Source organism: Stenotrophomonas sp. STEN008, from assembly GCF_056760435.1.
In genome coordinates, this window is the sequence record NZ_JBRRET010000063.1 from 1 (window position 1) to 13,495 (window position 13,495).

The following is a 13,495-nucleotide window of genomic DNA, read 5'->3' on the forward strand; positions in this document are numbered from 1 at the left end:
CCCCCCCCCCCCGCCGCCCCGCGGCGGCGCGCCCCCCCCCCCCCCCCCGCGGGCCCCCCCCCCCCGCCCCCGGGCCCCCCCTTTCCCCCCGCACCCCCCGGCCCTGCCCCGGCGAGCGCGCAGCGCGGGATGAGGCGCGGCGGTCAGGGCGTGTCGCGCACCAGCGCGTCGGCTTCGACCACGCCACCGTCCTTGCCGTGCAGGTACAGATGCATGTCCTGCTGCGGGTAAGGAATGTTGATACCAGCCTTGTCGTAGCCCAGCTTGATCTGCTCGAGCAGCGTCACCTTCGTGCCGAACCAGTCGGCCGACTTCACATAGCAGCGGATGCCCAGATTGATCGCGTGCGCGCCCAGCTCGTAGACCACTACGTCCGGCACCGGCGTCTGAAGTACGCGCGGGTCGGCCTTCATCAGCGCGAGGGCGGTATCGCGCGCCAGCTGGATGTCGTCGTCGTAGCCGATGCCGACCACCAGCTCGACGCGACGGGTCGGTTCGGCCGTGAGGTTGATGATCGGCGCCGCGGTGATCAGGGTGTTCGGAATGGTGGTGTGCTGGTTGTCAGCGCCGGTGATGACGGTCTGGAAAATGCGCACTTCGCGTACCGTGCCGGTCTGGCCGGCGACCGTCACCACATCGCCCACGCGGAACGGGCGCAGGGTCACCAGCATCACGCCTGAAGCGATGTTGGACAGCGAATCCTTCAGCGCCAGGCCGACGGCCAGGCCTGCAGTACCGAGCACGGCCAGCAGCGGGGTGATCTTTACGCCAAGCGTGCCGATGGCCAGCACCACCACGATCACCAGCGACGCCGCATACACCACGTTGCGCAGGAAGCTGCCCAGCATCGGGTCGGCGCCCATTCGCGCGGTCGCGCGCGGCATCGCGTTGGACAGGCGGCGTGCCACCCACAGGCCGACCAGCAGCACCACGATGGCGGCCAGCAGTGGCACGCCATAGGTTTCCAGCAGTCGCTCCCAGTTCAAGGTGTGGAACCAGGATGACGTGGCGGGCGTAGCGGGTGCGGCGGCGATCATGCGGGTGGTCCTCTGCTGCGAAAGGGAGTTGCCCAGGGCAGGGCAGGGCGTGCGCGCACGCCAGAAACAGCAAGCCCCGCAGAGGCGGGGCTTGCATGCAGCAGCAGTATGGGCGGACGTCGATGAAAACGACGTCAGCCTGCAGCCTTCAACGCATCATGCGCTGGCCTTCAGCTTGGCCAGGCGCAGCCAGGTATCGACCACGGTGTCCGGGTTCAGCGACACCGATTCAATGCCTTCCTGCATCAGCCATTCGGCCAGGTCCGGGTGATCGGACGGGCCTTGGCCACAGATGCCGACGTACTTGCCCTTGGCCCGTGCCGACTTGATCGCCATCGACAGCAGCTTCTTCACTGCCGGGTTACGTTCGTCGAACAGATGGGCGACGATCGACGAGTCGCGGTCCAGGCCCAGGGTGAGCTGGGTCAGGTCGTTGGAGCCGATCGAGAAGCCGTCGAAGATCTCCAGGAACTCATCGGCGAGCAGTGCGTTGGACGGCACTTCGCACATCATGATGATCTTCAGGCCGTTCTCGCCCTGCTTCAGGCCGTTCTGGGCGAGGACTTCCACCACCTTGCGGCCTTCTTCCAGCGTGCGCACGAACGGAATCATGACCCAGAGGTTGTCCAGGCCCATTTCGTTGCGCACGCGCAGTACGGCCTTGCACTCCAGCGCGAAGGCAGCCGAGAAGCTCGGATCGACATAACGGCTGGCGCCGCGGAAGCCGATCATCGGGTTCTCTTCGTGCGGCTCGTAGTTGCTGCCGCCGATCAGGTTGGCGTACTCGTTGGACTTGAAGTCCGACAGGCGCACGATCACCGGGTTCGGCGCGACCGACGCGGTGAGGGTGGCGATGCCCTCGGCCAGGCGGTCCACGTAGAAGCTGACCGGGTCGCCATAGCCGGCGATCTTCTCGTCGATCTTCTTCTTGGTTGCCGCGTCCTGGCGGTCGTACTCCAGCAGCGCGTTCGGGTGGATGCCGATGTGGCTGGCGATGATCATTTCCAGGCGCGCCAGGCCGATGCCGGCGTTCGGCAGCTGGCCGAAGTCGAAGGCACGTTCCGGGTTGGCCACGTTCATCATGATCTTCAGCGGAGCCGGCGGCATGTTGCCCAGATCGGTGGTGGTGCGCTCAAAGCCGAGCTTGCCTTCGTAGATGAAGCCGGTATCGCCTTCAGCGCAGCTGACGGTGACCAGCTGGCCGTCTTCGATGACCTTGGTGGCGTTGCCCGAGCCGACCACGGCCGGTACGCCCAGCTCGCGGGCGATGATCGCGGCGTGGCAGGTACGGCCACCGCGGTTGGTGACGATGGCCGAAGCGCGCTTCATCACCGGCTCCCAATCGGGATCGGTCATGTCGGCAATCAGCACGTCGCCCGGCTGCACGCGGTTCATGTCGTCCAGCGTCTTCACCACGCGGGCCACGCCCGAACCGATCTTGGCGCCCACGGCACGGCCTTCAGCCAGCACGTTGCCGCCCTTTTCGGTCAGCGCGAAGCGCTCGATCTGGGTGGCGTGGCTGCGCGACTTCACCGTCTCCGGGCGCGCCTGCACGATGAACAGCTTGCCGCTGACACCGTCCTTGGCCCACTCGATATCCATCGGGCGGCCGTAGTGCTTTTCGATCACCAGCGCCTGCTTGGCCAGTTCCTGCACGTCCTCGTCGCTGATCGAGAAGGTGTTGCGCAGTTCGGCCGGAGTGTCCTCGATCCTGACGCGCTCGCCGGGAACGTCCGAGTACACCATGCGGATCGCCTTGCTGCCGAGCGAGCGGCGCAGGATCGCCGGCTTGCCGGCCTGCAGGGTGGGCTTGTAGACGTAGTACTCGTCCGGGTTGACCGCGCCCTGCACGACCATTTCGCCCAGGCCGAAGGACGAGGTGACGAACACCACGTCGCGGAAGCCCGATTCGGTATCCAGGGTGAACAGCACGCCGGAGGAACCCACGCCCGAGCGCACCATCAGCTGCACGCCGGCGGACAGGAACACGTCCTCATGCTTGAAGCCGTGGTGTACGCGGTAGGCGATGGCGCGGTCGTTGTACAGCGAAGCGAACACTTCCTTGACCTTGTGCACGACATCGTCGGCACCGGTGACGTTGAGGAAGGTTTCCTGCTGGCCGGCGAACGAGGCGTCGGGCAGATCTTCGGCGGTGGCCGAAGAGCGCACCGCCACGGCCACGTCGCCGCCGCCGTTCTCGGCGCTCAGCTTGGCGTACGCGGTCCGGATGTCCTGGTCCAGCTGCGGCTGCAGCGGAGCGTCGATGACCCAGCCACGGATTTCCTTGCCGGCCGCGGTCAGCGCGGTAACGTCCTCGACGTCCAGCGTGGCCAGCTTGTCGAAGATGCGCTTGGACAGATCGTTGTGCGCGATGAAGTCCTTGAAGGCTTCAGCGGTGGTGGCATAACCGCCTGGCACCGACACGCCCAGACCGGCCAGATTGCCGATCATCTCGCCCAGCGACGAATTCTTGCCGCCTACGCGGGCCAGGTCGGCCAGACGCAGTTCGTGCAACCACAGGATGTTCTCGTTCAAGCGCGATGCTCCGTTTGGCCATCGCCCGAGGCGGGCTGTAATGGCCGCGTCCGTAGGAAGAAGCCGATATGATGCCGGGCAGAGTACCGTCGGCACAAGCTTGTGCTGGCGGCCTTTTTAGGCTTCGTAGGGGGTAAAAGCGCGCATGTCGACCATCCGCCCGGTGTTCTATGTTTCCGATGGAACCGGTATCACCGCTGAAACCATTGGACATAGCCTGCTGACCCAGTTCTCCGGGTTCAGCTTCATTACCGATCGCATGTCGTTCGTCGATGACCCCGAAAAGGCCCGTGAAGCCTGTGCCCGGATCCAGGCGGCGGGGGAGCGCTACCAGGTCCGGCCGATCGTGGTGAACTCCTGCGTGGACCAGAGCCTGAGCCTGATCCTGGCAGACAGCGGGGCGCTGATGCTGGACGTGTTCGCGCCGTTCATCGAGCCGCTGGAGCGGGAACTGTCCAGCCCGCGCCTGGCCCGGGTCGGCCAGGCCCACGGCATGGTCGATTTCGACACCTACCACCGCCGCATCAATGCGATGAACTTCGCCTTGACCCACGACGACGGCATCGCGGTGAACTACGACGATGCCGACGTGATCCTGGTGGCGGTGTCGCGGGCCGGCAAGACCCCGACCTGCATCTACCTGGCCCTGCACTACGGGGTGCGCGCAGCCAACTATCCGCTGACCGATGAAGACCTGGAAAGCGACCGCCTGCCTGCGCGGCTGCGCAACTACCGGCGGAAGCTGTTCGGCCTGACCATCGACCCGGACAGGCTGCAGCAGATCCGCCAGGAGCGCCGGCCGAACTCACGCTACGCCAATCTGGAAACCTGCCGGCGCGAAGTGGCGGCGGCCGAGACCATGTTCCGCATGGAGAGAATTCCGACCCTGAGCACCACCCACACCTCCATCGAGGAAATCTCCAGCAAGGTGCTGGGCACGCTGGGGCTGCAGCGCGAAATGTACTGATCCTCTCCCGCCGGCGCCGGCGATGCCGGGCCACGCTGGATGGCTGCGCTGCGTGCTCGCCGGGCATGGCCCGGCGCTACCCGTCGGCGCGTGGCTGGACAGGGACGATCGCGGCCGGTGGGTTGGCTGCGGCGTGAACCGCCCCCACGTTGAACCACCAACGTGTAGGATCGACCCATGGCCCGAGCCTTGCCCCGAACCGAACGCATTCCCCGCCTGAGCCGGCTGAGCTGGCTCATGGGCCTGTATGCGGAAAACTACCGGCACCTGGTGCGCCTGTTCGCACCGGCCGAGCTGGTTGCGGGCAGCTACATCTCTTCGGTGGGTGATGGTCTGGATGTGCGCCTGGACGTGATCGAGTGCCATCGCTACACCGTCGAACTGCGCCTGACCTACGACCTGGCCGACCCGGTGACCGGCGAGCCGGACCCGTCGGCCTATGTGCGCCTGTACCGCGACGCACGCCAGGCTGAAACCACCCATTGCTACGTCGGCCGCCGCTGGCAGGACACCATGGGGCTGTATCCGCCGCCGGCCGAACTGATCAGCCACCGCATGCGGATGAACACCTTCCTCGGCAAGTGGCTGGAATACCTGGCCGAGCGTGGCCATGGCGTGGCCACCCTGCGTCGCGATCCGGACGGCAGCGCGGCAGCCGATGGCGAGCGTCGCCTGTCGCTGGTGCGCTGATCGGCCATAATCCGGGGCTGACCTGCCGCCGGATGCCGCCATGCCGTATACCCCGATCGTCGCCACCCTGGGCTATGTGCTTTCGCCCGACGGGCGCCAGGTGCTGATGATCCATCGCAATACCCGCCCCGGCGACCACCATCTGGGCAAGTACAACGGCCTGGGGGGCAAGATCGAGCCGAGCGAGGACGTGGCAGCCGGCATGCGCCGCGAAATCGCAGAGGAAGCCGGCATCGCGTGTACCTCGATGCGTCTGCGCGGCACCATCAGCTGGCCGGGTTTCGGCAAGCACGGTGAGGACTGGTTCGGGTTCGTGTTCGTGATCGACGGCTTTGAAGGCAGCCCGCACGGCGGTAACCATGAGGGCACGCTGGAGTGGGTGGACCTGGACAAGCTCGACACGCTGCCGATGTGGGAGGGCGACCGCAATTTCCTGCCGCTGGTGTTCGACGCGGATCCGCGTCCATTCCACGGGGTGATGCCGTACAAGGACGGACGCATGCAGAGCTGGTCGTTCAGCCGGCTGTGAGCCGCGTCGAGGCAGTGCGGATTAATACCCGGGTGATATTGACGCCATAAAATTGCCCGGGTAATATTTCCGCATCGCCCCGGTGCCCGTGCCATGTCCAATGCTCCCCTTCCGCCGTTCAGCTGCTTCGACGGTCATCGACTTGTCGCTTCCGGTACGCCGGACGTCGCCGCGCTGGCGCTCAGGCAGCTGCGTGCCGATGCGGCTGCCGGCCCGCTGCTGGTGTTCGACAACGCCACCGGCCTGACCCGGGATTTCGACACGCGTGGCAGCGTCGCGCAGCTGCTGGTGCGTATCGCCCAGGCCTTCCCGGCATCACGCCCGGAAGCCGATGTGCAGACGGCGGCCACCGATGAACCGGTGGTGGCGCGCGGGCGCGGGCGACCGAAACTGGGTGTGGTCGCGCGCGAGGTCACGCTGCTGCCGCGTCATTGGACCTGGCTGGCCGGACAGCCGGGCGGCGCCTCGGTGGCGCTGCGGCGGCTGGTGGAAGCGGCCAGCCGGGCCGGTGCCGATCTGGACCGGCAGCGCCGCAACGCCGAGCGCGCGTATCACTTCCTGCAGACCATCGGCGGCGATCTGCCCGGCTTCGAGGAAGCCACGCGTGCGCTGTTCGCGCACGACCGCGCGCGCCTGCAGGCTGTGCTGGAAAGCTGGCCTGTCGACGTACGCAGCCACGCTTTGCGTCTGGCCTTCGACGAACCTGCCGGCAGCACCGACGACTGACCTGTCGCCCCGCACATGCAAGCGGCCGCGCTGACCGCGGGCCGTTACTCCTCCCACCTGCGTCTCCTGCTGGCCCCTTGGCCGGGCAGGGCAACGCTTTGCCCATGGAATGCCCATGAATCCCCCATCACTGTCCGCAGCGCCTGTGTCGCCCCCCCTGTGGCGCGCCTATCTCGGGTTGCTGCTGCCGATGCTGTTGACCAACGCCCTGCAGCTGGCCTCCGGGACGCTCGACAACATCTACCTCGGCCACCTGCTCGGTGCACATGCGGTGGCCGCAGCGGCGGCGGTGTTTCCGATGTTCTTCCTGTTGCTGGCCCTGGCGATGGGCCTGGCCACGGGCGCCACGGTGCTGATCGGGCAGGCGTGGGGGTGCGGTGATGTGGTGCGGGTGCGGCGGGTCGCCGGAACGGCGGTCGCGCTGATGCTGGCGGTGTCGTTGCTGGTGATGGTGGTCGGCAACCTGTTCGCACCGCAGCTGCTGCAGGCGCTCGGCACACCGGCGCCGATCCTGGGTGAGGCCATCGCCTACGCGCGCATCATGCTGAGCGGCGTGCCGGTGATCTTCCTGCTCTGGCTGGCAACGTCGGTCAGCCGCGCGGTGGGCGATGCGATGTCGCCGCTGCACGCGTTGCTGATCGTCACCTTGATCGGCCTGCTGTGTACACCCTTGCTGATCGTCGGTGCTGCAGGCCTGCCGAGGATGGGAGCGGCCAGCGCCGCATTCTCCGCGGTGCTGGCTTCCACGCTGGCGTTGGCCTGGCTGTTGTGGCGCTGGCGCCGACAGGGGCATCCGCTGGCACCCGACCGTGATCTGCTGCGTGCGGTGCGGGTGGATGGGGTCACGGCGCGATCGATGCTGCGGATCGGGGTGCCGTCATCGCTGCAGATGCTCAGCCTGGCCGTTGCCGAAATCGTACTGCTGGGCTGGATCAACCGGCACGGGTACCTGGCGACCGCCGCCTATGGCGCGGTCAACCAGCTGATGAGCTGGGTGCAGCTGCCGGCGATGTCGCTGGGCATCACCGCCACTGTACTGGCTGCGCACGCGATGGGCGCAGGGCGCGTGGCGCGGCTGCCTGCGATCGCCCGCACCGGTGCGTGGCTGGGGGGCGGGCTGCTGGCTGCGGTGGTGGGGCTGGTGATGCTGTCGGCACCGTGGCTGGTCGGCCTGATCCTGGACGCACCGGACGTACGCGCGCTGGCGACAGAGCAGCTGCGCACGGTGGCCTGGGGCGTGCTGGCAATGGGCGGCGCCTCGGTGCTGGTGGGCGTGATGCGCGGCAGCGGCACGGTCGTGTGGCCGGCGCTGCTCGGAATGGCGGCCATCGTGCTGCTGGAACTGCCGCTGGCGGCCTGGCTGCATGCGCGGCATGGCCTGGCGGGACTGTGGTGGGCCTGGCCGCTGGGACTGGTGATGATGCTGGTGCTGCAGCTGTTCTGCTTCGCCGGTTGGCGGCGCCGGATTGCCGGCTGAGCGCCTGGGCGCCTGGCCGCTGCGCTCGCCGGGCATGGCCCGGCGCTACCGGGCCGGCATCCTTGAGGTAGCGCCGGGCCATCCCCGACGGAAAACGATCACTGCCGGTGCGCCAGCAGCAGATGGAAGTGCTTCTCGCGCTGCTGGCCATCGTTGCCTTCCGCGGTTTCACGGTGTGCCCGCCAGGCCGAAACACGGAAGCCCGAGATCCGCAGCGCGCGTTCCACCGCCTCCAGTTCGTGCAGGTGGAAGGTCGAGGCAAACGGCAGACCGCGCATGAAAGTGGCATCGCCGAACGCCAGGCACAGGCGGCCGCCAGGGCGCAGCACCCGCGCCAGTTCGTCCAGCACCGGCGCCAGGTTCGGCCAGAAGTAGAGGGTGTTTACGCTCAGCGCCGCGTCCACGCAGGCATCGGTGACGGGCAGGGCGTGGGCGTCGCCATGGCGCAGTTCCGCGCGATCACCCAGGCCGGTCGAGGCCAGTCGCTGGTTGCCGGCCGCAACCATGGCGGTGGACAGTTCGATACCGAGGTAGCGGCTGTTGGCCGCTTGCAGCAGCAGGGGCGCGAACGCGCCATTGCCCGGGCCGATTTCCAGCACGCTCTCGCCTGCAGCGGTCGCGAGCAGGCGGATGGCGGCCTGGTTGAGCCCGCCATTGCTGCGGTTCATCGCGTCGGCCACGTCCAGGGCGTGGTCGCCATGGGGCATCCGCAGTTGAGCGGCCAGGGTGGCTGCGTCCAGCATCGGCATCGTCCGGTGAGGGGATCAGGACGTGGCGACGGCGGGTCCGCCGCTGACCATAGCGCCAGAGAGCCGGCTTGGGAAGGGCGGAAACCCCGCCAGAAGTGATGAGCAAATGTCCACCGTCGCAGTCGGTGAGAACGGGTTGTCCACAGGGGGTGTGGATTACGCGTGGGCAACTTTGTGGATAAGCCTCGACAGGCGCCACCCCCCTAGGCTGTCAAGATGGGTGGCGAAAAATTCACCGCTGGTGACGATGCGTGAGCGACCGGTGAAGGGGGAACGCGGGCCGTGCTGTCGCCAGCGGCTGCGCTCGCGGTAACCTGTGGCCCTTGATGCCCCGTGAGACTTCATGAAACGTCACTTCTCGATGCTGCGCGAGTTCCAGCTGGCGGACTGGTTCACCCTGGCCAACGCCTTCTGCGGCACCGGCGCGGTGTTCGCCGCCATGCGCTTCCTGCAGGATGGCGAGCGTGGCTACCTGCTGTTCGGCATGGCGTTGATCCCGCTGGCCTTCATCTTCGACGCGCTGGACGGCCGCATCGCGCGCTGGCGCAAATCCAGTTCGACGCTGGGCCGCGAGCTGGATTCGCTGTCCGACGTGATCTCCTTCGGCGTGGCCCCGGCCGCGCTGGCCTATGCCTGTGGCATGCAGGGCGGGTGGGACTGGCTGGTGCTGAGCTACTTCGTCTGCTGTGGCGTCAGCCGCCTTGCCCGCTACAACGTGACTGCCGAGGCGCTGGCCGGCGACGAGGGCAAGGTGAAGTTTTTCGAGGGCACCCCGATCCCGACCAGCCTGGTGCTGGTGATCGTGCTGGCGATCGCGGCGGGTACCGACGCGATCGGCCCGGACATCTGGCTTGGCCAATGGCAGCTGGGTCCGTGGCAGTTGCATCCGATGGTGCTGCTGTTCGCCCTGTCCGGGTCGCTGATGATCAGCAAGACCCTGCGTATTCCCAAGCCATGACGGCATCCTGCGGAGGCCTGCGATGACCAGTTCGGCCCATGACGCCGGCAGCAGCGATTTCGAGACTCTGGCCGGGCAGTATTTCGGGGCTTGGGGCGATGCCCTGCGCCATGCCTCCGCCGCCGGTGCGCCGGGCAGCGGCGATGCCGGCAGCTGGCAGCGCCTGTTTGACGGCTGGAGCCAGATGCTGCCCGAGCAGGGGCCGGGTGCGCCGGAGGACGCGGTGCGCCGGTTCCGCGAGCAGGCGGGCAGCTGGTACGGCACGATGCAGGAGGTCGCCAGCCGCTTCGCCGGTCGCGATGCCAGCAGCGCAGAAGTGGCACAGGCCTGGCGTGAGGCAGTGCAGGGCCAGGGGGATGGCCTGCTGCAATGGATGCTGCAGGGCGCGCGCGGCAGCACCCAGGCCGGCGGTTCGTTGCCGGAGTTCGCCAACTGGCTGCAGCAATGGCAGCTGCAGGCGGGCCCGTGGCTGCAGAGCCCCGCCTTCGGTCCCGGCCGTGAACACCAGGCGCGCTGGCAGGCCCTGCTGCGCGCGCAGGAGGATTACCAGCAGCAGTCACGCGCCTATGTCGAACAGATCCGGCAGGCGCTGGACGAGGCCTTCGAGCTGTTCGAGCAGCGGCTGGCCCGGCATGAGCAGCCCGGCAGCCAGTTGACCAGCGCGCGGGCGATGTTCGACCTGTGGATCGAGGCGGCCGAAGAGGCTTACGCCAAGGTGGCCCTGTCCGAGCCGTTCCAGCAGGTCTATGCGGACCTCGGCAACGCACAGATGCGCCTGCGCGCTGGGCTGCAGCGCGAAGTGGAGCAGGTAAGCGAGCGGATCGGCCTGCCGACCCGTTCCGAAATGGATGCCGCGCACCGTCGCATTGCCGAGCTGGAGCGCAGCCTGCGTCGCCTGCAGGCGCAGGTGACGGTGCTGGCGGGTACGGCGACGGTGGATCCGGCCGCACAGCCGGCCCCGGCCAGGGTGAAGCCTGGCACTCGCAGGGCGGCCGCGAAGAAGGCGGCGCCAACGCCGAAGGCTGCAGTCAAGAAGGCTGCAGTCAAGAAGGCTGCTGCAAAGCGTGCGCCAGCCAGGAAGGCGACATCCCGTACTTCCTCGCGGAAAACATGACCGATGAAGGGACCTCTGGGCTTCAATGCCGATGACCTGATGCAGGAGACCCTGGCCATGCAGCGCAAGCTGATGGAAGGGCTGAAGCTGCTGCCGCAGGTGGAAGATGTCGATTACGGGGTTACCGCCCGCGAGGAAGTCTGGCGTGATGGCAAGGTGGTGCTCTATCGCTTCGTCGGCGAACAGGCACCGACCCGGCGGACGCCGCTGCTGATCGTCTACGCACTGGTCAACCGCCCCTACATGGTTGACCTGCAGGCCGATCGCTCGCTGGTGCAGAAGCTGCTGGCACTGGGGCAGGACGTGTACGTGCTGGACTGGGGCTACCCGGATCGATCCGAACGGTTCCAGACGCTGGAGGACTACCTGCTGCGCTACATCGAGGGCGCGGTGGATGCCCTGCGCGCGCGCAGCGGCGGCCCGGTGGACCTGCTCGGCATCTGCCAGGGCGGTGTGTTCGCGCTGTGCTATGCGGCGCTGCGCCGGCAGAAGCTGGGCAAGCTGATCACCATGGTGACGCCCGTTGATTTCCACACCGCCGACAACATGCTCTCGCACTGGGCGCGGCAGGTGGATGTGGACCTGCTGGTGGACACGCTGGGCAACATCCCGGCCGACCTGATGAATGCCAGTTACCTGATGCTCAAGCCGTTCCGCCTGAACGTGCAGAAGTACGTGGGCCTGCTGGACATCCTCGATGACAAGGCCGCGCTGGAGGATTTCCTGCGCATGGAGAAATGGATCTTCGATTCGCCGGATCTGGCGGGCGAGGCGTTCCGCGACTTCATCAAGCAGTTCTACCAGGACAACGCGCTGGTGAACGGTACGGTGCGGATCGGCGAGGAAGCTGTGGATCTGTCGCAGGTGACCCTGCCCGTGCTGAACATCTATGCCGAGCAAGACCATCTGGTGCCACCGGATGCGTCGCGCGCGATGCGGGGGCGCCTGGGCACGGAGGACTACACCGAGTCCAGTTTCCGCGGGGGGCATATTGGAATCTACGTGTCCGGACGGGCGCAGCGCGAAGTGCCAGCTACGATTGATGGCTGGTTGAAGGCCCGGGACGGGAAGGGCTAGTCTCAGGCGCTCTGGACGGGCTGGAGCCAAGGATGCTGTCGCACAAATCACTGCTGGTTGCAGCGCTGCTGCTGACCCCTGCATGGGCCCCTGCGGCCCCGGGCCCCGTAGCGCGCGGCGAAATCGCGCAGCTGATCTCCAGCCTGGACGGCTCCCAGTGCCGTTTCCAGCGCAACGGCCGCTGGTACGACGGCAGCAGTGCGCGCGCGCACCTGCAGCGCAAGTACGACTACCTGCTGAAGAAGGACCTGGTGGAGAGCGCCGAGCAGTTCATCGAACGCGCGGCCACCCAGAGCAGCATGAGCGGCAAGGCCTACCGCATCCAGTGCCCCGGGCAACCGGATCAGGCGTCGGCCGCATGGTTCAGCGCCCGGCTGCAGGCGCTGCGCCAACGCACGCCGTAGACAGGGGGGCGGTGTAGAGTCGAGTCCTGTTCGACTGCTTTATGCACTGCCAGGAGGATCCGCCATGAGTACCACGCCCCGCACGTTGTCGCGCTCGCTGAACGACCGGATGATCGCCGGGGTGATGGGCGGCATCGCGCATCGCTTCGGCTGGAATTCCACGCTGCTGCGGGTGGTCTTCGTACTGGTGTCGCTGGCATCGGCGGCATTTCCCGGCATCCTGGTCTATCTGATCCTGTGGCTGCTGATTCCCAACGAGGCCGATTGAACCGTCCTGCCATGGTCCGGCCGATCTGGCTGCGTGCCTTGCAGGTGCTGGGTGCAGCCTGGACCGTTCCCAATTCGCTGATCGGCCTGGTCGGAGGCCTGGCCGGGCTGCTGGGAGGTGCGACGGTGCGCTGGAGCGGCCTTGACTGCGCGCTGGTGTTCGACCGCTGGCCCTGGGGTCCCGGCGGGGCGATCACCCTGGGCAACGTGATCCTGCACACCGGGCATGACCTGGGCATTTCCTGCCGCACCTATGCGCATCAGGCGGGGTGGGGCGTGGAACCGCTGATCCGGCTGGATGATCACGAACGTGCGCACGTGTACCAGTACATGGTGCTGGGGCCGTTGTACCTGCCGGTGTACCTGTTGTGCGGTGGGGTGAGTGCGCGCAACCCGTTCGAGCGGGCGGCGGATCATTACGCCCGGTTCGGGCACGGCTGGTGGCCGTAGTCTGCAGCCAACGGCACAGCCCCTCGTGGGCGGCAATGGACGCCGTGAACCGTTCCCTGGGGGCTTGGCCGCGGCATCCATGCCGCGGACACCCCCGCGCCCCCAACCCGACCGCCCTCTGATAGAGGGCTGTGGCCTGCACCACCCACGGAAAAGAAGAAAGAACAGCAGAAGCGGGTCGCCCGCTGCGCGTGCTCGTGTAGAGCCGAGCCTGCGCTCGGCTTCGTGGACTGACCTGAAAGCAGCCGAGCGTGGGCTCGGCTCTACAAAAAGCGGTCGGCCAGGCTGCTTTTGCTTTTGATCTTCTTTTTCTTTTCCGTGGGTGAACGTGCCCGAAGAACTGTCAGGGGCCGGGGGGGGTGGGTTCGCGGGACCGTTGGCGCCATGGATGGCGCCATCGAGCCCCCAGGGACGGGTTTACGGCGTGTCCTGCAGGCCCACACCGCCCCCCCCCACCCACACAAAACCACCACCCCGTTTTCCCTTGACGTTGCCGGTGGTTCAGGGGTGCAGGG

14 protein-coding genes are annotated in these 13,495 nt (G+C 67.2%); 11 read left to right on the top strand and 3 right to left on the bottom strand.

Going from position 1 to position 13,495, the window contains the following annotated elements; genetic code table 11:
- Nucleotides 1-143: 143 nt before the first annotated feature.
- Nucleotides 144-1,037 (bottom strand): mechanosensitive ion channel family protein, encoded by an 894-nt coding sequence (locus ACVOME_RS18095; protein WP_065175325.1) that lies wholly within the window; start codon nucleotides 1,035-1,037, stop codon nucleotides 144-146.
- Nucleotides 1,038-1,193: 156 nt separating this feature from the next.
- Nucleotides 1,194-3,572, bottom strand: coding sequence for a phosphoenolpyruvate synthase (gene ppsA / locus ACVOME_RS18100; RefSeq protein ID WP_053517874.1), 2,379 nt, complete (start codon nucleotides 3,570-3,572; stop codon nucleotides 1,194-1,196).
- 145 nt (nucleotides 3,573-3,717) lie between these two features.
- On the opposite strand from ppsA, the gene ppsR reads away from it, so the two are divergent.
- The 5 genes from ppsR to ACVOME_RS18125 all read left to right on the top strand — a co-directional run bounded on the left by ppsR (nucleotide 3,718) and on the right by ACVOME_RS18125 (nucleotide 7,961).
- The gene (ppsR, locus tag ACVOME_RS18105) at nucleotides 3,718-4,539 is read left to right on the top strand and encodes a posphoenolpyruvate synthetase regulatory kinase/phosphorylase PpsR (protein ID WP_053517875.1); all 822 of its coding nucleotides are present in this window, start codon (nucleotides 3,718-3,720) and stop codon (nucleotides 4,537-4,539) included.
- Between the two features lie 177 nt (nucleotides 4,540-4,716).
- Complete coding sequence (locus ACVOME_RS18110) at nucleotides 4,717-5,229, top strand: DUF1249 domain-containing protein (protein ID WP_053517876.1); 513 nt, start codon at nucleotides 4,717-4,719, stop codon at nucleotides 5,227-5,229.
- Between the two features lie 40 nt (nucleotides 5,230-5,269).
- The gene (locus ACVOME_RS18115) at nucleotides 5,270-5,758 is read left to right on the top strand and encodes an NUDIX hydrolase (RefSeq protein WP_053517878.1); all 489 of its coding nucleotides are present in this window, start codon (nucleotides 5,270-5,272) and stop codon (nucleotides 5,756-5,758) included.
- Between the two features lie 93 nt (nucleotides 5,759-5,851).
- Nucleotides 5,852-6,484: a DUF2239 family protein gene (locus ACVOME_RS18120; protein WP_481505366.1), complete on the top strand. Its 633-nt coding sequence runs from the start codon at nucleotides 5,852-5,854 to the stop codon at nucleotides 6,482-6,484.
- Between the two features lie 115 nt (nucleotides 6,485-6,599).
- Nucleotides 6,600-7,961: an MATE family efflux transporter gene (locus tag ACVOME_RS18125; protein ID WP_481505367.1), complete on the top strand. Its 1,362-nt coding sequence runs from the start codon at nucleotides 6,600-6,602 to the stop codon at nucleotides 7,959-7,961.
- 98 nt (nucleotides 7,962-8,059) lie between these two features.
- On the opposite strand, the gene ACVOME_RS18130 is transcribed toward ACVOME_RS18125, so the two are convergent.
- A complete protein-coding gene (locus ACVOME_RS18130; RefSeq protein WP_065182725.1) occupies nucleotides 8,060-8,710 on the bottom strand; it encodes a class I SAM-dependent methyltransferase in 651 nt (216 codons plus the stop codon).
- 343 nt (nucleotides 8,711-9,053) lie between these two features.
- Between ACVOME_RS18130 and ACVOME_RS18135 the strand changes: the two genes are divergently transcribed.
- The 6 genes from ACVOME_RS18135 to ACVOME_RS18160 all read left to right on the top strand — a co-directional run bounded on the left by ACVOME_RS18135 (nucleotide 9,054) and on the right by ACVOME_RS18160 (nucleotide 12,980).
- A complete protein-coding gene (locus tag ACVOME_RS18135; RefSeq protein WP_053517884.1) occupies nucleotides 9,054-9,668 on the top strand; it encodes a CDP-alcohol phosphatidyltransferase family protein in 615 nt (204 codons plus the stop codon).
- A 22-nt stretch (nucleotides 9,669-9,690) separates the two neighbouring features.
- Nucleotides 9,691-10,782 (top strand): class III poly(R)-hydroxyalkanoic acid synthase subunit PhaE, encoded by a 1,092-nt coding sequence (gene phaE, locus ACVOME_RS18140; protein ID WP_481505368.1) that lies wholly within the window; start codon nucleotides 9,691-9,693, stop codon nucleotides 10,780-10,782.
- A gap of 3 nt (nucleotides 10,783-10,785) precedes the next feature.
- Nucleotides 10,786-11,859 (top strand): class III poly(R)-hydroxyalkanoic acid synthase subunit PhaC, encoded by a 1,074-nt coding sequence (locus ACVOME_RS18145; RefSeq protein WP_053517887.1) that lies wholly within the window; start codon nucleotides 10,786-10,788, stop codon nucleotides 11,857-11,859.
- Between the two features lie 32 nt (nucleotides 11,860-11,891).
- A complete protein-coding gene (locus ACVOME_RS18150; RefSeq protein ID WP_481505369.1) occupies nucleotides 11,892-12,263 on the top strand; it encodes a YfeK family protein in 372 nt (123 codons plus the stop codon).
- 64 nt (nucleotides 12,264-12,327) lie between these two features.
- Nucleotides 12,328-12,531, top strand: a complete 204-nt coding sequence (locus ACVOME_RS18155) for a PspC domain-containing protein (RefSeq protein WP_053517889.1) — start codon at nucleotides 12,328-12,330, stop codon at nucleotides 12,529-12,531.
- Nucleotides 12,532-12,542: 11 nt separating this feature from the next.
- On the top strand, nucleotides 12,543-12,980 hold the full coding sequence (locus tag ACVOME_RS18160) for a hypothetical protein (protein WP_164153109.1): 438 nt from the start codon (nucleotides 12,543-12,545) through the stop codon (nucleotides 12,978-12,980).
- Nucleotides 12,981-13,495 lie beyond the last annotated feature (515 nt).